Consider the following 22,923-nt stretch of genomic DNA (forward strand, 5'->3'; position numbering starts at 1 on the left):
TACCCTTAAAGTATAAAGTAGATGTCAGCGCTAAATGCTACCTAATAGATTCAATGCCCAAACGACAACAAAGCTTAACAATACTCCCGATAAACCAACGATAATACCAACCTTAGCCATGTCATTGGTTTTTATGTGGCCAGTAGCATGAGCTAACGCATTAGGCGGCGTACTAATAGGCAATGCCATACCGAGTGAAGAGGCAAAGGTCACCACTAATATCAATGCGACTTCGCCACCCAATGGAGCTAATGAAGTCATTGACGTACCTAATGCAGCCATAATAGGTAACAACAAGTTTGCCGTTGCTGTATTAGACATAAAATTAGCCATCAACCAGCTCATAAATGTCGCACCTATCAATACCGCATAAGGAGAAAAAGAGTTAAAAGGGATACTGTAAACGATCAGCTCAGCTAAACCACTTTTGTCCAATGCTAACCCCAGCGCAATACCACCGGATACTAACCACAGCACATCCCATGAAATTTTCTTTAAATCATCTTTAGTAATGATCCCGGTCATCAGAAAAACTGTCACGGGAATCATTGCCACCGTATAAGCATTCATTCCATGAACCGAGCCCATCAACCATAAGAGGATCGTCACAATAAATATTGTATAAACCAACAACGCTTTTGGTGTTTTTAAAAACTCACCTTGAATCTCTAATTCAATTTTCTGTTGGTTAGCAGGAAACAGTTTATTAATAAGCCCCCATGAAAAAGCCATCATTATCAAAGCAAATGGCACACCAAATGCCATCCATTCACCAAAAGTAATACTGTCGACGCCTTGTAAATACTTTAGCGCAATCGCATTAGGTGGCGTACCAATAGGTGTTCCTATTCCGCCTATATTCGCGGCAAGAGGAATACATAAAGCAAAGGCAATTCGACCGGGATCTTTAGGGCTAAATAAAGCAATCACAGGTGCTAAAATAGATAACATCATGGCCGTCGTCGCGGTATTTGACATAAACATCGAGAACATCCCCGTGATCAACATCAATCCTAACATGACATAACGAGGGTTATTGCCAAAGGGACGGAGAAGTACTCTTGCTAAATTTACATCTAAGCGAAATTTTGTAGCGGCAATAGCTAAAAAGAAACCGCCTAAAAAAAGCATAATAATCGGACTAGCAAAAGTAGCCATGATATCGACATGGTTGATTACAACACCATACTGCGGAGTTCCTTCTAATCCACGAAAAAAAATGATTGCTTTATCGGACACTAAAAACAGTTCAAGAGCGATAATAGCGACAGACGTTGCATAAATAGGGATTGGCTCCAATACCCAACTGAGCGTAGCGAATACAAAAATAGCGGCAATACGTTTTTGAACAATCGTCATACCTTCAAAAAGAAAAGCAGACACAGGCAAATAAAGAATCAATAAAGGTATGGCTATTGGCAACATATATTTTAAATATTTATACATTTTATAGCCTCCTGAACCTAAACACGCTTTAAACCATTATCAATAGTCTAATCTTGATAAGAATAGTGCTAGATCAATAAAAGATTTGATAAATGAAAAGTTGTTATAAATTTGTAGAAGAGATCAAAAACAATCTGTTTATTTAACCTTTCATAATATTAAGTTTTATTAATTAGTTTTCTAAATAAGTAAAAACCTTGTTATTTTAAATCTGTTTCGACGACCAATAATATAGACTTAGGTTATACAATAGACTTTGGGTGTCGTATACAAAGCGCCACAAGACTAATAACATCGCAGTGATATCAAGCCTTGTTAAGGCCGTATCAAGCAATAATGAACAAGACAGCATAGCGACGACCAACTCAGCAGCAAGAAATGCTAACCCCAATAATGCCCATCATTCATTTAGTCCATCAGGAGATATAATTACAAAATCGGCGCTACAAACCCTCCCTATATTGAAGCAAGCAGAAGCCGATTTTGAAGCTAATACCAGTTTAAATAATCAAGTAGTACACTTAGGGGGGGCTTCTTATTCTTGCTATTACTGGCTTCCTGATTTTGTGCAATTTGTTAACCAAAATACGTCAAATTTAAAAATAAAATTAGTCATCTCAGCCACACAGAATCCTATAACCAGTTTACAATATAGTTCAATCGATGTCGTGATTGCACCAGGACACCTCGCGACACCAGGCATAAAAACAACACCTCTTTTTATCGATGAATTAGTACTGGTAACGCCCTATCACGATCCGTTAAGCAATAAAGACTTCATTGAAGCTGAAGATCTCAGAGAAAAACATTACTACACTTATAGCCAAACCGTATTGCCTGGCTTTGAATATGACCGTTTTATTAGCCCTTCAGGCGTTATTCCACAACAGTTAGAGATCGTTGAAATGACCGATGCGATTATTGAATTAATTAGTGCAGGCCTAGGCGTGAGCATATTGTCTAAATGGGCGGTCAGTTCTGCACTTAAAACTCAAAGAATTAGCTCAACTAAACTGGGCCCCAAAGGACTTGACCTTGCTTGGTCTGCACTCACCAGAGAAAGTGAAAAGAAAGGGAGTCCTAGTAAACAACTCGCTACCCTTTTAGCTCGTTGGTATAAGACAATGTAAACTCACAGTTAGACAGAGTTATTTACAGAGTCCATTTATGTAGATATTAAACATTAAATCGCTCCCTTTCTCATTAGAGAAAATAGACGCTGAATAGAATAAGCGATTACTGTATTATGTCGCGCATATATTCCCCCGAGATTTAAGAGCTTTAATGACTATTCAACAATTCGATAATGCACTCACAATTATGCGTACTGGTAACAATGAAGAGAAGGTACCCGTTATTGAAGGGTTAACTCACTCTAGCATCGTACTTTCAACGCTTAACTCTAAATATATTCACTCTAGTTTAGGGCTACGTTACTTGTATGCGAACTTAAAAGAGTTGCAAGATAATTGTGAAGTTAAAGAATTTGTTATTCATACTCGTCCATTAGATATTGTTGAACAAATACTAGCGGCCAGGCCATCGGTAGTAGGTTTTGGGGTTTATATTTGGAATATTGTTGAAACAACTAATGTGGTTAGCCTACTAAAAGTCATTGCCCCAGAAGTTACAATAGTACTCGGCGGACCTGAAGTAAGTTATGAATCAGAAGAGCAACTTATTGTTCAAACGGCAGATTATGTATTAACTGGTGAAGCGGATATCAGCTTCTATGAACTTTGTAGAGATCTTCTGAGCAATAATGCACCAGATACAAAGATCATGAAATCAAAACCCGTTGATTTAAAAGATCTTGAAATGCCTTATCAGTATTATACCGATGAAGATTTAAAGAATCGCTTACTCTATGTTGAAGCATCTCGTGGCTGCCCTTTCAAATGTGAATTTTGTTTATCTTCGTTAGACACCAAATCCAATCCTTATGAGTTAACCGTGTTCTTAAAACAAATGCTCACACTGTATGAACGTGGCGCTCGTAACTTTAAGTTTATTGATAGAACCTTCAACTTAGACATTAATACCTCACTGCAAATTATGCAGTTTTTCTTAGATAGAATGACCGATGACTTGTATCTGCACTTTGAAGTCGTGCCAGATCACCTGCCTAGAAAACTAAAAGAAATGTTAGCGCTATTCCCTGAAAATACATTACAGTTTGAAATTGGTATTCAAACCTTTGACCAACAAGTTCAAACTAATATCAGCCGTAAACAAAATAACAAAAAATCTAAAGATAATTTAATTTGGCTGAAAGAAAATACCACCGCACATATTCATGCCGATTTAATTTTTGGACTACCAGGTGAAACTTTTGACACCTTTAAGGATAGTTTCGACCAGCTATACGCGTGTAAGCCACATGAAATACAAATGGGTATTTTAAAGCGCCTTAAAGGAAGCCCGATTATTAGACACACTGAAAATTTTGATTTACGTTTTAACCCGTTACCACCGTTTAATATTTTAAGTACGGATCGTGTCGATTTTGCCACCATGCAATTGGTTAATCGCTTTGCACGATACTGGGATATGATTGGTAATTCAGGACGATTTAAACACACCTTAGATTACCTACTCGCTGATAAGCCTTTTGATAACTTTATGGCGATTTCTAACTGGATATTCGACGAAACGGGACAAACACATAAGATTAATCTTAAGCGTTTATACGAGTTAATTTCGCAATCGGTCGTTGCTTTGTTTCCTGACCAACATGAAGTAGTACTGCCACAACTTGAGCGAGACTACACGGCTTCAGGCCTTAAAAGTGTATTCAACACACTTAACCTTTATGCTGCACAGGTAAAAGACGCCACTAAACCAAGTAAGTTATTACAACGTCAGAAGCAACACATGCAATAAAGGTGTGCTGCTATTCTTTCCTATTAATTATCAACATTAAAACTCAGTTAATAAAACGCGCTTTTTTATTATCTAGCAGCGCGTTTGAACAACGTAAACTAAACCTTAAACAAAGCCTTAAGCAGCGCCTCCTTGGTTATTTCTGAAGTCTTTGTAAACCGTCAAAGTACGTTCAGCAATATGATTTAAGTCTGCACAGATAGATTTTGCTTTAGGAAAGTCTTCCGCTAAACTGGCTTGCTCTAAGTTTTTACAAAATGAAAACATAGCTTCAGCACCTAATGAACCTGCTGAGCTTTTTAATGCATGAGCATGATCACCGAGTTCCTCTAAATCACAACTTTTAAGAGACAAGTTAATTAACTCAGTACGACGGTGAATATCATCGATAAAGAAGCCAATTAAGGTTAAAACAGCTACAGGTGATGTATCAATCACTAAAGCTTTAAGCGACTCTTTTGATAGTAATACTTCTTTCGATAAAAATGTTTCTTCTATTAACTCTTCGTTGTCATTATTCGTGTTATTAGTAGCAAGGTTGTTATTACTTTCATCGAGGTTCTTGTCTACATCAGTTTCAACTTTAGTTTCAACTTTAGTTTCAGTAATAGATTGCATCTTAATTTTGGTCTTGTATATACAACGATTAATGCACTCAACTAATATTTGAGTATCAAAAGGCTTACCAATAAACTCATCCATTCCAGCCGCTTTACACCTTTCCATTTCCGAGACTTCAGCGTTAGCTGTCATTGCAATAACCGGTGTATGCCGATTAATACCCTCACCACCTTTTAAATATCTTACCGCGTCGATACCATTCATTCTTGGCATACGCACATCCATTAAAACCACATCAAAGTGTTGTTTTTCTAATATTTCTAGCGCCTCAATGCCATCACAAGCAAACGACACTTGGTAACCTCTATTTTTTAAAGTTTCCCCAGCAATGAATCGATTTGCTTCTATATCATCCACTAACAAGATACTATTTTTCTGATTATTATTGCTTCGTTCTTTTTTAATTTTTACTGATGAGTAAATTTTATTAATGGAATTCAGATAGCATATATCATGACAAAATATAGGTCTGTTTATACGATTAAAATCTCGATAAGGTACGGGTAAATCATTCCCTAAACTACTAATACAGTTGATATTAATATTAAGAGAGTTAACCCAATCATTAAAATATGCTTCTACATCATTCAGTACATTATCATCTATCAGCCAAATAGCAGTATGACTTAAAAGACTTTTCTCCATATTTTCATGTAGCGACTTAATGCTCTCAAAAGAGAAAAAAGGAACATTCATATAATTCATTTTGTCACTGAAAATACGTTGTAAACTTTGATTACTAGAAACCAATACCATTGGACCTTCAAGTACAGGCATTTTCAAATTAGGCTGGTCAACAAACATAACCGGTAAAGTAAAATAGAATTCACTCCCCTCTCCGAGGACACTACTAACACCAATAGAGCCATTCATTAAATTAATAAGTCCTTGGGCAATATTTAGACCAAGCCCAGTACCAGAGGTTCTTGCTTCTAATGTTGAATCGACTTGTTCAAATTCATCAAATATCTTAGTCAGAGAACTCTGTTTAATCCCCATACCAGAATCCTTCACACTTACGTGCAACATTTCATCACCATCTTCTGATTTTACTCGACTAAGTGATACCATCACCACGCCTTTATCTGTAAATTTACAAGCATTATCAACAAGAATATTCAGTATTTGGCGGAAATGGATTGCATCGGTAATAACACGTCCAATCGCACCTGGTGATAGATCCCCCAACAAGGTTAACTCGTTATTAGCCGTTTTTGCCTCCACACTGTTTAGTACATCTTCCACTAACTCTGCTAGGTTAACTTCACTGTATTTCAACTCCATATGCCCAGCCTCAATTTTAGAAAAATCGAGTATGTCATTCACTACACCGAGTAACGCATTACCGCTGGTTTTAGCCGTGTTTAACAGACGAATATATTCAGGCGGTTCTTTAATTTGTTCTGCAACTAAATTCACGGCGCCTAGCACTGCATTCATAGGAGAACGAATTTCATGGCTCATTTGCGATAAAAATCTTGATTTAGCTTGAGAGGCATCTTCTGCTACTTGCTTCGCTTTAGTCAGGTGAGTTGCATTTTCATTAAGTTTTTTCTGATCGCAATTAATCTTATCCAACATGACATTAAAAGCTTCAGCAGTAATACCAAGTTCATCTTTTGATATGATTTTTGCTCGAGATCTCATATCTCCCTTAGTAACGGCCAATGCTACTTTTTGTAGTGCGAGTAAACCTTTTGTTAAATATCGGCTCAAAATTAAAGACACTAAAGCCACAATAAATAATTCAGCTAACGCGATCATAATTAAACGATAACGAGCATCAGTGACAAATAACAATAATGAGTCAACAGACAGTCCCACTTGGACTTTAGCGAACTCCACACCTGATACCGACACTAATACTTGAGCATCAAAAAGGCCATCATTAACTTGATAGACTTTAGTATCTTCAATAAAGCCATTTTTCAAACTACTTGTATCACCCGCTTGTGCCAAGACACCTATATTATCGATCACACGTATGTAGCGTATGTCTTTCAATTCTACTATTTGCTGAGTAATTTCATCAAGAGAGGCAATATCAGATGAGATAACAGAACTTTTAACCAATAAACCGAATAGATGTGACGTTTCGGTTGCTCGGCTATATAACGCTTCTTCACCAGAGCGTTCAATATAAGCTAATGCTTGCCACAGTAATAACAGTAAAAATAGCGCTTCTGTTAATCCTATCATTAGCATTGTTTTTAATCGAAACGACATACATAACTTCCTTGTAAATACACATCTACGTTTATTTTTGACCGAGTAAGAAATTGATATTTAAATCTCTAACATCATCCCAATCATCACAATTGGCTTTTACAAACCCTTTCATTGCTAACGGTCCCAATAGCTGAGCACTCGTATCAGCATATTCAACTTCCAAAAAACCCGTTATTAATTTTTGTCGAGTGACTTCGCTAACGCTTTGGTAAGTAGCAATCGCATGCGGTGTATACTTATCAGATGTCCAAATAATTTTTAATTGATTTCGTACACTTTCAGGCAAGGCATTAAAAGTACGCATAATGCCACCTCCAGCGACAAAGCGGCCTTCTGCAATATTACGATAAACTGCATCATGAGAATTAACATATTGATAAGTAAAATTAATGTCCTTTTTAATTAAATTAGCTTTGGGAATTAAGGTTGCAGCAAAAGAAGCTGGAGCAGGAAAAGCAATGACTTGTTCTGATAAGTCCTCTAATGTATTAAATGAGCTATTTTTATTAGCCACAATAATGCCTTTAATTCTTTTACCTTTCTCATGTACTAATGCTTTAAATCCCACTTCCTTATTTAGTACGACATAATGATATGGGTTCATATAAGCGATGTCATAATCACCATTGGCAAGGCGCCTTTCAAAAGTAGGAATATCGGGAGCCGTTGCAAACTTCAATTCAACCCCTGCTTTTTCGCTGACAAACTTAAGTAAAGGGATCCAGTTTCTAGCTAGTTTAGCAGCAGATTGTTGAGGTACTACACCAAAAACTAATGGCTTAACCTCATTGTGCTCACTGTTGTCGACAGAGTCTTTCAACACACTATCTGCATTGGCAGTATTAATAGAAAATGAAATATAAATGGCCACCAAGAACTGAAATAATTTTTTCATCATTTTGCCTTTATTTAATTACTAATCCTTATATTAAGCAATTAATATTCCATATTCCTATAAACACAAAAAACCAAAGTAAACCATTGATAATTAAAATTATTGTATTATTTTCTATGACGGGAAATATTTGGAATTAATGATTTTCTTTATATGATTCGCATTATGCGAATTAATTTGCAATCCATTTTACAATTTGTAAAGCTACTAATAAACTGATTCAGTTCAAAACATCACTATTCTTTTGTGATAATTTTTACTTCTTTTTTATTTAAATCTAAGCCATTAATAAAACACTTAATGCTTAACAATAAAAAACAAAAAATAAAAAACAAATCAGTGTGACGTTGAAACTAATAAGTTAACGAACCCCCCTATAGTCTCTATTGCAACGTTTAGGTACATCTCTCATTCCTATGTACCTAAAAAGCAAAAGTCGACAATAATAGTCGACTCAACTTTACCCAAACAAAAGAAGGTTATAAAAACTCACTTTACCAACTCTTTATTTTACGATAAATAGTTGAAGCACTTACTCCTAAGTGAGCAGCTGCAAGTGGAATATTACCATCACAAATTTCAATCGCCTTTTCTATTGCATTCTTTTCTACTAACCACATTGGTATAATATCTTTAATGTCAGCCTGATAGGCTAACGTATTACTGTTACTGTTATTATGTCGATTGTTTTTTGCGAGGTAATTGGAACTAATATTTACGTTATTAGTAGCAAATGTATTAGATGGGATGGTATGAGAACCACTTTGAGCAAAGCTCTCGGGTAACATATCAATAGAAACTTCATTGCCAGAATGTATTACAACCATATTCTCAATGATATTTTGCAATTCACGAATATTTCCAGGCCAATCATATTTCATAAACATTGACTGTACATCTAATGAAAAACGATTAAATTCTTTATTATTAGCTTCATTTTTATCCGTTAAAATGGCATTCGCTAGTAGTAAAATATCATTACCTCGGTCACGCAAAGGCGGTAACTGTATCGGGATAACATTCAATCTATAATATAAATCTTCACGAAAACGGCCTTCACCAACTTCAGCAGCAGGATGACGGTTTGTTGCACAAACGACTCTTACATCACTTTGAATAACGTCAGTACTTCCCACTCGGCTAAATGTACCTGTTTGTAAAAAACGTAATAATTTTGCTTGTAGGTTTAAATCCATCTCGCAGATTTCATCTAGAAATAAAGTACCACCATTAGCGGCTTCAACCGCACCTTTCCTATCAGAAACCGCACCACTAAAGGAACCTTTGATATGACCGAAAAATTCTGATTCGAACAACTCACCAGGTATTGCTGCACAATTTATGGCAATTAAAGGGGCGTCTCTTCTTGCACTATAACTATGTAAATATTGCGCACAGACTTCTTTACCAGTACCACTTTCACCTGTCACAAATACACTGGCTTTGCTACGTAATGCACTCTCTAGGAGACGAAATACTGTTTTCATCGCTAACGATTCACCGATAAATGACAGTTCAGGCGCCATCGATTCTTCGATTTTTACTGTTTTAGACTCTATTTTTTCTAAATTGATTTGTTTAACAGCATCCTGTACCGAGGTGACCATTCTTTCACGGGAAAATGGTTTTTCAATAAAATCAAAACCACCTAACCGCATTGCATCAACAGCAACTTCAATCGAACTATTTGAGGTAATAATAATGACTCGTGCAGGAGATTCTTGGCGATTAACAAATTGTAATACGTTCAATCCGCTAATATCAGGTAAACAAACATCTTGAATAATAACGCTAGGCATTTTTTCTTTTATCGCCGCTAAAGCCGAATAACCATCAACAAAATGTTTGGCTTCATAACCTGCCTTTTCAAGTTGAGAACGGTATAAAGCACCGCTAGATAAACTATCCTCTACAATATAAACTAACGTTTTTTGTGATGTTATTGGCATGTAATTCCCTTACTAAATAACCTTGTAATATTTGTTGTTATACGCTTGTAGTGTTGTTTTGATCAATTCTAATAATTGATAATCTGTGCTGGTAGCCAGCTTTGATGGTAAACATAATCTATCATTGATTTCTTTAGCTTTAGCTGCAACAGAAGTTGCACCATAAAGTACCGCCGAGTTTTTAAGGATGTGTGTCGCATTTTCAATTGCTTTTAAATCCATTGCTTCAAAAGCATTTTTTAAATCGATGAATAACGAGGTCGTCTCTTCAATAAACAAACCGATTAATATTTGGCAGGTATCTTCCCCTAAATCCTCTTTCATATTTTCAATAACACTTTCATCAATTAAAATATCCATTCTTTAATCACCGATTTAATTTTTCTTCTTTATGATCCAATGCGTTACAAACATAAAACAACTATAAAATAACCATAAAGTAACTATAGTACTGATTTTATAAACTACCTTGTTTTAGCTCAATTATGGCCATTTAATTAACACTATTTTCCATTTAAAGTCTTAAAGATTAGATATTAACAAGATTTTTAGAGGCGTCAGTTTAATATTAAAAGTGTATATTTCATTTTTACAATAAACATCAAAAAATAACATGCAGGTTATCTCCAACGTTGTAGATTATCTTCAAAAGAAGCAGGTCGTCCTAATAAGTACCCTTGTGCAGTATCACACCCTAATTGATTGAGTATTTGTAATTGCTCTTCATCTTCAATGCCTTCAGCGACAATATGCATACCTAAACGTTGAGCCATCGCGACTATCGCACTACACAAAGTAAAGTCATCATTGCAAGTAACAATACCATCGACAAAACTTTTATCGATTTTCAAACCATTCACTTTAAACTCTCGTAATAAGCTTAAGGAAGCAAAACCAGTCCCAAAATCATCTACCCAGATTTGGATCCCTTCTTTTTGAAAAGCATTAAATACTTTGGCAATCACCTTAGGATTTTGGATTAATGCAGTTTCCGTTAACTCTAATTTAATACAGCGTGTTGGAATTTTTAATTTATTCACTAATGTCATTATTTGATTAAAAATATCTGTATTCGCAATTTGCACAGCAGATACGTTAATAGAAACGACAATGTCTTTTAATCCGTATTGGAGGAAACGCTTGAGATCCAAAAGCACTTGTTGAAATATCCATCCACCTAGCTCAACAATTTGGCCACTTTCTTCTGCATGAGGAATAAATTTGTCTGGGGAAATACAACCAAACTGAGGGCTACGGCAACGTATTAAAGCTTCGAAACCTATTAACTTACTATTTTGCATAGAGAAAAGCGGCTGATAAACCATAGAAAAGTGTTGGTTTTTCATTGCAATATCAATAATGTTAGTTAAGTTATCTAAACTTGATGATGTATTAACACATTCATTGTTAAGCGCTGTATTTTGAATCTCTGATATTGTCATAATATTTTATTCCTGTATTACCCTGAATAGATTAATACTAATATTGCAATTCACAGACCAAGATTCTAAAGCAGTTAAAAGAGCGACTAATCAATTGAATGTAAAAGATTAAATCTAAATACACTAGCAAGTAGTCGATTTTTATTTATATTGATTCGCAAAATGCGAATCAAATTACCAATACCTATTCCCAATTTGCAAATGATTTAAACACTTGACGTCAAATGGTTAGCATCGGATTTTTACTTGATAAGATCGACTAAATTAGAATGAGTAGATTTAAAGGAATAGCGATAAACTTAATTGAGTCGACTGTTAAACAGCTTTTATTCAATCAATAGCAGATGAAATTAATGAATCTAATCATCATTGCAGTACATATAGTTAAGCATTTGAGATCGAGCCTTTAGCAATAAAAGTTTAGCCTGATATGACCCCAATAAAGCAGAAATGAATAGTGTTAATAGCATATGGTACGACTGAATGAAGTCGATTAAATAAAACTAAATCAGCAGTGGTCAATCAAAGTACCTTCACGCCAAGATTTTAAAAAATGCTCTAAAACCTCTTTTGTAACTGGTTTTTCAATATGATGGGTAATGCCTTTTTGATATAGATTATTAACAGCGTCTTCACCGACAAGGCCTGTCAACGAGATTTTAGGTGTGTCCTTATTTATCCCATTATATTCACCAATACATAACTGTTCTGCGACATCGCTACCTTTTAAGATTGGCATGCACTCATCCAAAAAAATAAGATCAAACGTATTTTCACTTGTTATTTTTAAAGCTTCAAGTCCATCATCTGCATCTGACACTTCGCAACCTAGACTTTGTAACAGAATAATAGTCAGCATCTTACTAGGCTTACTATCATCGGCGACAAGCACCTTTAACTTATTTATTTCTTGCATTTTTTCTCCTGATCAATTTTTAAGGTTCTATTTGTCGCCCTAGCTTTAACGCATTTTTATAGCCTCAACCTAAATCTTGTCGCATTAAAATGAAGTGTTTTCATAAAATATGAGCGCATGCTAACGCCCCATTAACCATTAACCATTAACCATTAACCATTAACCATTAACCATTAACCATTAACCAATTATCTCAAATATAATATTGTGTGAAGCAATTAGCATTCCATTATTAAGTTAGTTCTTTTATATGATGGTTAATCACAATGCTTAAATTAATAAAAAAACAGCATTATCCTCATATTTAGTAACCTTCGCTTCACTGACTCAACATCAAAAAAAATCACATCTTAAATGGCCAATCAGAAATAAAAGCAAATTGATAAAATTAATTTTGATATAGGAAATGGGTAAAACCAGCTTAAACATTCAAATTAGGCTCTAAATAAGATTTAACCGATTACTATTATCTTCTACTAATGAATACCTTAAGCATAGCTTACTCAATAACTTCCATACTTATTACTCATTTTTATTTTATACCCTACCTACCTTTATCAAATACTTAAAACTCAAGGAATAGTTATGCGCTATTTACCTTTTTTCACCATCTCATCTATATTAATTACTTGCGGAGAAATCGATCTAATCACCTCAAAATCAAACGTTACTAAAGAAGCAATTAACACTGATAATTTTATCCCAGGCACTCTAACAACTGCCCTTGTGATTGTCGATTGCACCTTGAGCGGTGGCACTAAAACAACCTGTTACCTTTTAACCATTGTCGGTGTGCCTGGTGATCCAGGCACTTCACCTTATAGGACTTTACTGCCCTCCTAATATTGCATCAAACGAAGATCAAGGTGAAACATGGATTGATGGTAAAGGTACTGTATATAAAGTAGATGGAAAATTCATTGCAAACTTATCGACTCTTTACAAAAATAAACAATGGCAAATGTATGATATAAAAACAGGTAAAGTTACCATCATAAGTGGTGCGCGAGGCGTTGAAGTAGCAGGCGATCCACCATTAATTCCAGGGTTTAACAATTTTTATTTAGAATGCTCTCTTGATGAAATCAATGGCGGTATAAAGAAAACAGTCTTTATCCCAACAAAACCGGTACTCACTAGCAAACCCACTCAGATTAAAGGTCGAGACAATACAGGTATTGCCTTAAATGCCGTGTTATTAGGCCACCAGCGTCACTTGATATGATACTAAGCAACCATACGCTAGTGGTATTTGATCAATGCGGTGGACATGCTAATCCACATGAAGGTTATTATTATCACGCTGAGAATGGATGCGCTGAGCTTGCGAACCAAAAAAATAGGCATTCACCAATAATTGATTATGTCGATTACACGCTGGGAAAACAGTTCAATTGAAGGCGTAAGTGGCTGCTCCCCTTATCAAATTGACAACGAAAAAGTGGGCTGTTTTAACAAGAAAAATAGATAAGCTATTTAACCTCAATTCTGGTTAATGAAAGCGGAATTACACTTAAAATCATAAGGTTATATTTTTTACTCTACAGCGCCGTTAGTTTTGTGTAGTTCAAGGCGAATTATTGAAGCAATAACTGGTTATTGAGAGATAATTTAACGCAGAAATCCGCGGAAATAGCGGTGTTGTATCGCTTTGCTTATCCAGAACTGAGGTTATTTATGCAAAGACAGACAAGAGCGCCATAGAAGTAGAAGGATTAAATCAATACGGTGGTGAAAAAGATTATTTTGAAGAAGATGCTAGATCTGAACAGTCAAGACCTAAAATGAATGATATTGAACCTAGGCATAGAGCGCTAGATGAGTGAACGAAAAAATAAATAGAAAAATAAAAGAACTGCAATAAAAAATTTATTTTTCATATTCCACTTACAGTATCTTTAGTCTTTTGAAATAAAGACTAAAGACTTTTAAATCGATAGTTATCTATAAGTTAGTTATTATTTAATCATTTCTTGATGCATTGCTTTTACTAATGCCACTAATGCTTCTTTTGATAATTTGTTAACCGATTCTACCGTGATTGCTAATTTTTCTTTATCTTCAACGATTGGCGTGAAGTCGATAGTTGGCTTAAGAATAGTTTTAATTAATGCTTTAGCTGTTTCAGGATCGTTGTTTGCAATCGTTTCTAAGACTAATGCTTTCATGTCTGCATTTTTGTTTTGTAGCAATTTAGATATATGCGTGAATCCTACTATTTCACATTGTGCTAGTGTGCCAAATTCTGGCAGTTTAGACCAAGCAACTAATGCATTAGTAGTGACTTCTTCAATCTCGGTTGCAGAGCATTCTGAAATGATGTTTGTCCATAACCACTCATTAAATGCTTCATCGTCACTAATAATGTCTCTTGCTTCTTTACAAGCCTCTCCGATTTTATATTTTGCTTCACGCTTTTCTTGTGCTTCTGGCGCATTAGTATCGATGTAATGCGTGATATCTAAGTACTTTAAAATGATTGATTCTTGCTCTGGTAATTCTATGCTCATTAAAACGCGCCTATTATGTTGCATCACATGATTGGATGACTTAGTTTGTGCTGATAAAATGGGCGCAGTGTAACTTACAAAGGACATGTAGGCTATTAGCTTTGATCTTGTTTAACGTTTACTTAATGATTGTTGATGACGATTGTGAATGGTACTTTTAAACAATCGTGTTTGAGGTTCACCCTTGCATCAGTGTGGATTAGTTTTACTGTGTGCAATGGTTTTTTAAACCATTTAATACTTTTAAAGCAGTAGGAGGTGGATTAATCTGCATTTCTTGATAAGCCATTTCCAGTCCCTGTAAAAATGCATCCGATGGTGGTCTTCCTGAAAAGTCATCGATACTGGCCGAGAACTTGATTTTCAGTATTTCACACATGACTTTTTCTAAGCCCTGAGGTCTTGCTTCCACCATTTCAAATTTATTCTGTTCTTCTTCACTTCTACCACATGGCGAATACCAGTAACCAAAGTCGTCTAACATTCTTCTTCGATCGCCTGCCAAGCAATAATGAGACAATTCATGTAATAGGCTTCTCGGGTAATTATCACGAAAATAAATGACTGCTTTGGCATTGTATTTTGCTGCTTGATAAAAGGGTTCGTCTGCCCCACCTTCTATGCTCAAATCAGGAAAAACATTTGCCAATATGCCGATTAAATATTGGCAAAATTCATCATCGGTAAAACAGTCATTCATTTATCTATCATCCTAGTGCGACTAAAATAAGGTCGAGAGTGTCATTTTATTGATTTAAGAAGTATTTTTGTTAGATAAAAAACAATAAGTTCGACAAAAATAAGCGCAAATTATACACTTCACTTACTGTTCAATCTAACTAATAAAGATAAACCATGTCATTACTCAGTAAACTTCGTTGCGCATTCACCTTAGGACAAGGTGTCTTAATTGAAAATAAAGCACTCACGACCACTAATGACCCCATTCAATTTTTTGATACTTGGTTGAAAGAGGCTGAAAGCACAGGTGTTGTATTACCTGAGTCGATGTCGGTTTCAACATGTACGACTGATGGACGCCCTTCTTCACGTATGGTGTTATTAAAAGAAGTTGATCAAGATGGCTTTGTATTTTTTACTAACTATGGTAGCAGAAAAGCCAGTGAGCTAGAGCAAAACCCTTTTGCTGCTTTATTATTTCATTGGAATATTTTACAACGTCAAGTGCGTATCGAAGGTAAAATAGAGCGCATTAGCCATGAAGAATCTGAAGCTTATTTTCATTCTCGCGGACGTGGTAGTCAAATTGGTGCTTGGGCTTCAAAACAAAGCCAAGTATTAGATCAGCGCCAAACCCTTGTTGATAGTGTAAAGTTTTACGAAGAAAAATTTGCAGGTAAAACCATTCCTTTACCTGAATTCTGGGGTGGTTACCGTGTTATCCCTGAAAAAATTGAGTTTTGGCAAGGTAAGGCGGATCGATTACATGATCGTTTTATTTATACAAAAATGCAGAGTGAATGGGTGATTACACGCTTAAACCCTTAACTTTATTAATAACTTCATTATCATAATCAATACAACATGTGCTTTATTATTCGTTCCAATAAAGCACCAGTGTTGCACCACTGATTGAACTTCCATAATTAATAGAAAGCCCAATACCAATATTATCTAGTAATGGAATTTTGTTATTAGTATCAATTACCCAACCGAAACTCGTTTCATAATAATAGCCATTATCTGCAATAGCAGTTAAATCGCCAAACAAATCAATCCTTTTAAGGTCGATAGTTAAAAAATCACCAACACCCCATAAATCAGGCACACCAACCGTAAATTCTACACCATTAGTGACACGCCAACCTTCTGGATTAATGCTATAAGGGTCATCAATAGAGCCTCCTAAACCTTGGCCATATATATAGTTGTTATTATTGTGTGCTCTCCATGTGCCCCAGGTTTCTTCTCTTCCGTAACCGATACCTACTTCAGGCTCTATAATGGCAGTGAAAGCACTGATATTGAATTCATTGTTATCGAACGTTGCTTTAGTCTCTTCTGGAAAACCATCACCATAATTATAATCATTTTTATAATAGATAAGATGTAGCCCCAAAGCGGAGGTGACGTACCAATGATCAGTAACATGATAAAACTGAGAATAGCTACCATACACACCAAAGGTATCTTGTTTTAATTCATCTGTGACATCAGAGAAGATTTCACTGTCACGTTCTGAATTTATATAAAAAGCACGTACAGTAAGAGCATGATCCCAAGCATCACTCTTAGGCTCTAAATCCCATGTATAGGGAATAACAAATACATTTAAACTATTTTTTAAATCAACAGTATCTTCATCACCAAAGCCAGGATCATCCACTTCTAAATCAAAATTAGTAAAACCAAAAGTCAAAGCACCACTATCAGACATTAACGTCGCAATGGCAAAGGCTTCTTCAGTTGAGTCAAAGGAGGAACTATCAGCTGCTTGTACATGGCTACTAAATGCTCCCGTAGATAAGGCAATCAGTATAAATTTACTGTGATACTTAATATTCATTGTTATAACCAACCATGCTCTTCGAACATGTCTGCTAATTTATCTAATTCTTGATCGATATGTGCTTTCCAACTAATACCATTTTGGGCAGCACCCAGTTGTTGCATAAACCAATTATAAAAGACAGCGTTATCAAATAAGCCATGTAAATAAGAAGTATAAATGTTAGCTTGTTGCCATCCCATATTGTCATTAATAAAAGGTTTAACGGCTTCACTTAACACAACACTTTCTCCATGATGAATTTCATAAGCTTCTACTTTTTCACCTGCCCAATCGAAGGTTCTCTGAAGCGTAGATTTTTCATACGCTAAGGTTGTACTCAAATCAATAATACCTAAACCTTGTTTATTACCATCTTCCAGTTGCAATGGATCATTAATTCTATTGCCAAGGATTTGTAACCCTCCACAAATACCCAGTATTAATTTATTCATTTTACTAAATTGTTGGATTTCTTTATCCAACCCCGTTTCCTTTAGAAACGCTAAGCTCTTACCGCTATTTTTACTGCCCGGTAAAATCACGGCATCAAAAACAGATAGATCTTGGTTTTTCTGAACTGGCACTAAGTTAACATCGTTTTGATAAGTTAACGCATCGAACTCATCCATATTAGAGGCATAAGGGTAATAGATAAGAGCCACATTAATAGCACCGTGTTGCCAAGTTGTGCCTAAACGGAAGCTATCTTCTTCTGGTAATTGATGACGATGATAAGGCAAGTTAGCAACCGTAGGAATACCTGTTTTTTCTTCCAACCAATCCATTGCATTACCTAACAACTTAGGATCGCCGCGAAATTTGTTAAGGACAAACCCTTTAATGAGTTTCTGCTCTTCTTCTGCTAAACATGCCCAAGTACCTAATAAATGTGCAAAAGAACCACCACGATCAATATCTGAGACTAAGTACACATCAGCCTGACAAGCTAAAGCCACGCTCATGTTGACGATATCTCCTTGGCGTAGATTGATTTCAGCAGGACTACCCGCACCCTCAATAACTATTTGTTCATGTTCACTTTGTAAGGTGGTTAATGCTTCGACAACCTTTGGCCAGAGTAACTTTTTACGTGCCATCCAAGGCATATTTGAAATGTCAGTATCAACTTTTCCGTTAATAATAACTTGGCTAAAGGTCTCTGCACTGGGTTTAAGTAACACGGGATTCATTAATGCTGAGGGAGTTACTTTAGCGGCAATCGCTTGTAAATATTGCGCACGACCGATCTCTAAACCATCTTCTGTAATAGCGGCATTATTGCTCATATTCTGCGCTTTGAAAGGCGCAACATTAACGCCTCTATTGGCGAGTAATCGACAAATAGCTGTGACAATTAGTGATTTACCTGCATCACTCGTACAACCTAGAATCATGATGGGTTTATTTTTTACGGACATGAGTCTCACTTGAGTTTATTTATTAGCGTTTATAAAGTGACTTGCTGTACCACATTGCTCTATTTCATCAGAACAGCATTCATCTATTTAATTGGCAATAAACATCATTTTTTATATTGTTTATTGCCAATTAAATTTACATCGATAATTTAATGTGGAGCCTATAGGTATTTCATTTTATAAAATATTTTACTTCTTATTTGAATTCAAGAAAGCAAAAAAAAGCACTGTATTCACAGTGCTTTACAATAAGCTAACCTATAGCTGATAACAAGTTATTAGCCACGACGAGCAATTACTGCAGCAGATAAGTTTGCTAATAATGTTTCAGTTGCATCCCAACCAATGCATGCATCAGTAATACTTTGACCATAAGTTGCAGCAACACCTTCACATAAATCTTGGCGACCTTCAACTAAATGACTCTCAACCATTACGCCTGAAATAGCTTTATCGCCACCAGAAACTTGACTACAAACGTCATCACACACTTTCATTTGATTTTCGAATTTTTTCTCTGAGTTTGCATGGCTGAAATCTATCATTAGAGTTTCAGCTAGACCCGATTTTTTCAAATCAGTTTTGATTGCAGCAACATGTTCCGCGCTATAGTTAGGCGCTTTACCACCACGTAAAATAATATGACAATCTGGGTTACCCGCTGTTTCTACGATTGCACTATGACCAAACTTGTTAACCGATAAAAAGTGATGTGAAGCATTAGCTGCGCCAATTGCATCTACAGCGACTTTAATTGTACCGTCTGTACCATTTTTGAAACCCACTGGGCATGAAAGACCAGAAGCTAATTCACGATGAACTTGAGATTCAGTAGTACGCGCACCGATTGCGCCCCATGACATTAGATCTGCAACATATTGTGGCGTGATCATATCTAAGAATTCAGTTGCAGCAGGTAAACCCATTGAATTGATATCTAATAATAATTTACGAGCGGTACGTAGACCTTTGTTGATATTAAACGTGCCGTTTAGTTCAGGATCGTTGATTAATCCTTTCCAACCTACCGTAGTACGTGGTTTTTCAAAATAAACTCGCATAACAACTTCTAGTGAATCTTTGTATTTTTCACGTAGGGGCATTAATTTAGCAGCATAATCAAGCGCAGCTTCTGTATCATGAATTGAACAAGGACCAATGATCACTAACATACGGTCATCTTCGTCGCTTAAAATTTTGCTGATAGCATTACGAGAACCAGAAACAGTACGGCTGATTTCAGATGTAGCTGGAAATTTCTCTAATAGAGCAATAGGGGGTAATAATTCTTTGATTGCAGTTATATTCACGTCATCTGTCTTAATCATAATTTGTCCTGAAGCACTTCGTTGTGCTGGTAGTTAGTTTTTAATTTATCTTTTACTTCTATTTATATTATATAAAATATTGTTATTGATAATGTTATTAGTACTATTATTTATCGTTTTAGGCACTTGTTTTATTTAACTTTTTACTAAGTGCCATTTTTGCTAAGTGCCAAATGTTATGTGTTAAGTTACGAAATATTATGGCTTTACTTTTTTATATCAGTTTATCTATCGTTTTATTTTAAACATCAATCCATTAAAGGACTATACGGTTCAATAACCACCGATTCACCTTCGGCAATACTGCCTCGGTCTTGTTCAAGTACAATAAAGCAATTTGACTGACTCATTGAACTAAACACCCCAGACCCTTGATTTCCAGTAGTTGAGACAACCAGCTGGCCTTGCTCATTAACTGAGTAGGTACCACGTTGGAAATCAGTTCTTCCTGGTGCCTTTGACAATGCATCACTGCATATTGCATTCAAGCGTAGAGCAGGTTTAACAAGCTCTCCACTCATTTTTGCCATTGCTGGCACAGCTAATTGATATAGAGTTACGATAGCGGAAACAGGATTTCCTGGCAACCCAAAAAAGACGCTGTTTTGTAACTTACCAAAAGCAAATGGTTTACCTGGTTTAATCGCCAGTTTCCAAAATCCTATTTCACCGATTTCATTTAACACTTCTTTAATGAAATCAGCCTCACCTACTGAGACCCCACCGCTTGTTATTACAACATCAGCCAGTTGATCAGCCTTGATCATTGCCGCTTTAATTAAAGCGTAATCATCTTTGATAATGCCGAAATCAATCACTTCAACATTTAAACGAGACAAAAGTGCCATAATACTATATCGATTACTATCGTATATTTCTCCTTGCTGTAACGTCTCACCTAAACTTTTTAACTCATCACCAGACGATAATACTGCCACTTTAAGTTTTCGATAGACATCAACATTGGCGATACCCAATGAAGCAAGTAGAGGGATATCACGCGGCGTTAATTTATGGCCTTTTTGTAACACTTGTTGTCCAATACTTAAATCTTCACCAGCAAAGCGAACATTGTTATTGATTTCAGGAGCATGACTAAAAGTAATCTGCTCACCTTCAGCTAAACATTGCTCTTGCATAACCACACAATTTAACGAATCAGGTATTAATGCGCCTGTCATTATTCTGATACAACAACCTGTATCGACTTCCCCATTAAAAGGCACTCCTGCAAATGATTTACCGACTAATGTTAATTTAACCGGATTTTCAGCAGAACAATCTTTTAGATTATCAACGTGTAATGCATAACCATCCATTGCTGAATTGTTAAAAGGTGGAACGTTCTTTTGTGAAACAATATCTTCACAAAGTGTAAAGCCTAACGCATCCGATAATGGCAACGTGATTTTGTCACATACTATCGATAACGCTTCTTGCATTGTTTCCAACGCATCAGCTAACGGCATTAATCCTTTTGCATTACAACAGCTCATATGGGTTACTCTATTTTGATTAGTGAATTTTTAATAATAATTATTAGTTATTACTTATTAGTTTTTGCTTATTGATTATCGAAAATTGATTGGTATTTCATTATGTATTACTCAGTGTAAAGGTACTATATTAAAACTTCGCTGAGCCGAATAAAGATCAATGAATGTGCTTAAATTTATCTAAAACTTTAATTTACACTCAAAAATTTTTAATTTACACCCGAAAAATGTAATTAGCTTACTCAAAGTCTTTAGCAGTCGCATCGTCAGGTAAAGACTCTGGTACTTTAATCCCTTTTAAATTACTAAAACAGCTTTCAATAGCCGTTGTGATAAAATCTTCTATAAAGGCTAATGAATTTTGTTCTTCTCTTACCGCTGCATAAAGTGTTTTCCAAACGCCATTTTTCCCTAAACGCCTCGCAACAACATAGTCTTTTTGGAGGTATTCAAACAAAGCCCAATTTGGTAAACCTGCTACGCCTCGGCCACTTGCGACTAGTTGCAACATCATTAAAGTCATATCTGCTTGGCGAATTTTTGCAGGTGTCACTCCTTCTGGTGTTAAGAAAGCATTAAAGATATCTAAACGTTCTTTTTCGACAGGGTAAGTGATCAACGTTTCTTCACTTAGATCTTCGGCTTCAATATAGATTTTGTTAGCTAAAGGATGATGACGGCTTAATGCCAGCATCGATTGATAACTAAATAGAGGGATATAGCTGATACCCTCTATCGGTTGAGGATCTGACGTAACCACTAAATCTAAGTTACCTCGCTTTAATGCGGGTAAAGGTAAAAAACTAAAACCACTTGAAAAATCTAATTCAACTTCAGGCCAACTATCACGAAATTTATCAATAGCCGGCATTAACCATTGAAAGCAAGAATGGCATTCTATTGCCATGTGTAAACGCCCTGCATCGCCAGAAGCAAAGCGTGATATATCGCGTTCAGCCTGACGAATTTGCGGCAATACCTGATCTGCTAACTCTAAAATTCGTAAACCTGAAATGGTAAAACGAATTGGACGTGATTTACGAATAAACAAAGAACAATCTAAACGTTGTTCCAATTCTTTTAACTGATGTGATAATGCAGATTGCGTTAAGTGTAATTGCTTTGCAGCCTCTACCAGACTACCTGCTTTATTTAGTGTTGATAACGTTTTTAAGTGTTTGAGTTCGATCATAATTAACCTTAATAAAGCATTAAATAGTATTAGTATTCCATAAAAGTTAATTATTTTCACACTATATAAGCAATCATTGAATATAA

General features: G+C 35.7%; 19 protein-coding genes. 5 read left to right on the forward strand and 14 right to left on the reverse strand.

The features are described from left to right. Positions 1–30 precede the first annotated feature (30 nt). Entirely contained in the window at positions 31–1,446 is a 1,416-nt protein-coding gene (locus V6255_RS01665) for an SLC13 family permease (protein WP_341626582.1), read from the reverse strand. 260 nt (positions 1,447–1,706) lie between these two features. Here V6255_RS01665 and V6255_RS01670 point away from each other — a divergent pair, with 260 nt between their 5' ends. Both V6255_RS01670 and V6255_RS01675 read left to right on the forward strand, forming a co-directional pair. Then, positions 1,707–2,576 carry a LysR substrate-binding domain-containing protein gene (locus V6255_RS01670; RefSeq protein WP_341626583.1) on the forward strand — a complete coding sequence of 290 codons (870 nt, stop codon included), beginning with the start codon at positions 1,707–1,709 and terminating at the stop codon, positions 2,574–2,576. Between the two features lie 154 nt (positions 2,577–2,730). Further along, on the forward strand, positions 2,731–4,329 hold the full coding sequence (locus tag V6255_RS01675; RefSeq protein ID WP_341626584.1) for a B12-binding domain-containing radical SAM protein: 1,599 nt from the start codon (positions 2,731–2,733) through the stop codon (positions 4,327–4,329). 117 nt (positions 4,330–4,446) lie between these two features. Here the strand turns inward: V6255_RS01675 and V6255_RS01680 are convergent, their stop codons facing one another. The 6 genes from V6255_RS01680 to V6255_RS01705 form a co-directional block, all read right to left on the reverse strand. Continuing rightward, positions 4,447–7,176: a response regulator gene (locus V6255_RS01680; protein WP_341626585.1), complete on the reverse strand. Its 2,730-nt coding sequence runs from the start codon at positions 7,174–7,176 to the stop codon at positions 4,447–4,449. A 31-nt stretch (positions 7,177–7,207) separates the two neighbouring features. Next, on the reverse strand, positions 7,208–8,074 hold the full coding sequence (locus V6255_RS01685) for a phosphate/phosphite/phosphonate ABC transporter substrate-binding protein (protein WP_341626586.1): 867 nt from the start codon (positions 8,072–8,074) through the stop codon (positions 7,208–7,210). Between the two features lie 494 nt (positions 8,075–8,568). Beyond that, a complete protein-coding gene (locus tag V6255_RS01690; protein ID WP_341626587.1) occupies positions 8,569–10,023 on the reverse strand; it encodes a sigma-54 dependent transcriptional regulator in 1,455 nt (484 codons plus the stop codon). A 12-nt stretch (positions 10,024–10,035) separates the two neighbouring features. Continuing rightward, a complete protein-coding gene (locus tag V6255_RS01695) occupies positions 10,036–10,383 on the reverse strand; it encodes an Hpt domain-containing protein (RefSeq protein ID WP_341626588.1) in 348 nt (115 codons plus the stop codon). A gap of 260 nt (positions 10,384–10,643) precedes the next feature. Next, positions 10,644–11,465 (reverse strand): EAL domain-containing protein, encoded by an 822-nt coding sequence (locus tag V6255_RS01700; protein WP_341626589.1) that lies wholly within the window; start codon positions 11,463–11,465, stop codon positions 10,644–10,646. Positions 11,466–11,973: 508 nt separating this feature from the next. After that, positions 11,974–12,381, reverse strand: a complete 408-nt coding sequence (locus V6255_RS01705; RefSeq protein WP_341626590.1) for a response regulator — start codon at positions 12,379–12,381, stop codon at positions 11,974–11,976. 585 nt (positions 12,382–12,966) lie between these two features. Between V6255_RS01705 and V6255_RS01710 the strand changes: the two genes are divergently transcribed. Both V6255_RS01710 and V6255_RS01715 read left to right on the forward strand, forming a co-directional pair. Continuing rightward, entirely contained in the window at positions 12,967–13,224 is a 258-nt protein-coding gene (locus tag V6255_RS01710) for a hypothetical protein (RefSeq protein ID WP_341626591.1), read from the forward strand. Further along, positions 13,181–13,606: a hypothetical protein gene (locus V6255_RS01715; protein ID WP_341626592.1), complete on the forward strand. Its 426-nt coding sequence runs from the start codon at positions 13,181–13,183 to the stop codon at positions 13,604–13,606. Before V6255_RS01710 ends, V6255_RS01715 begins: the two co-directional genes overlap by 44 nt. A gap of 733 nt (positions 13,607–14,339) precedes the next feature. Here V6255_RS01715 and V6255_RS01720 read toward each other — a convergent pair. Together V6255_RS01720 and V6255_RS01725 are read right to left on the reverse strand one after the other, a co-directional pair. Continuing rightward, positions 14,340–14,891, reverse strand: coding sequence for a hypothetical protein (locus tag V6255_RS01720; RefSeq protein WP_341626593.1), 552 nt, complete (start codon positions 14,889–14,891; stop codon positions 14,340–14,342). A 205-nt stretch (positions 14,892–15,096) separates the two neighbouring features. After that, complete coding sequence (locus V6255_RS01725) at positions 15,097–15,591, reverse strand: elongation factor P hydroxylase (protein WP_341626594.1); 495 nt, start codon at positions 15,589–15,591, stop codon at positions 15,097–15,099. Positions 15,592–15,746: 155 nt separating this feature from the next. On the opposite strand from V6255_RS01725, the gene pdxH reads away from it, so the two are divergent. Continuing rightward, the gene (pdxH, locus tag V6255_RS01730) at positions 15,747–16,400 is read left to right on the forward strand and encodes a pyridoxamine 5'-phosphate oxidase (protein WP_341626595.1); all 654 of its coding nucleotides are present in this window, start codon (positions 15,747–15,749) and stop codon (positions 16,398–16,400) included. A 46-nt stretch (positions 16,401–16,446) separates the two neighbouring features. On the opposite strand, the gene V6255_RS01735 is transcribed toward pdxH, so the two are convergent. From V6255_RS01735 to V6255_RS01755, 5 genes are all read right to left on the reverse strand, one after another. Then, entirely contained in the window at positions 16,447–17,418 is a 972-nt protein-coding gene (locus tag V6255_RS01735; protein WP_341626596.1) for a Solitary outer membrane autotransporter beta-barrel domain, read from the reverse strand. A gap of 2 nt (positions 17,419–17,420) precedes the next feature. Next, the gene (locus V6255_RS01740; protein WP_341626597.1) at positions 17,421–18,821 is read right to left on the reverse strand and encodes a cobyric acid synthase; all 1,401 of its coding nucleotides are present in this window, start codon (positions 18,819–18,821) and stop codon (positions 17,421–17,423) included. A 278-nt stretch (positions 18,822–19,099) separates the two neighbouring features. After that, on the reverse strand, positions 19,100–20,152 hold the full coding sequence (gene aroG, locus V6255_RS01745; RefSeq protein WP_341626646.1) for a 3-deoxy-7-phosphoheptulonate synthase AroG: 1,053 nt from the start codon (positions 20,150–20,152) through the stop codon (positions 19,100–19,102). 245 nt (positions 20,153–20,397) lie between these two features. Further along, positions 20,398–21,645, reverse strand: a complete 1,248-nt coding sequence (gene moeA / locus V6255_RS01750) for a molybdopterin molybdotransferase MoeA (RefSeq protein ID WP_341626598.1) — start codon at positions 21,643–21,645, stop codon at positions 20,398–20,400. Positions 21,646–21,883: 238 nt separating this feature from the next. Continuing rightward, a complete protein-coding gene (locus tag V6255_RS01755; protein WP_341626599.1) occupies positions 21,884–22,837 on the reverse strand; it encodes a LysR family transcriptional regulator in 954 nt (317 codons plus the stop codon). Positions 22,838–22,923 lie beyond the last annotated feature (86 nt).

This window comes from Psychromonas arctica, from assembly GCF_038155225.1.
Taxonomy (GTDB): domain Bacteria; phylum Pseudomonadota; class Gammaproteobacteria; order Enterobacterales; family Psychromonadaceae; genus Psychromonas; species Psychromonas arctica_B.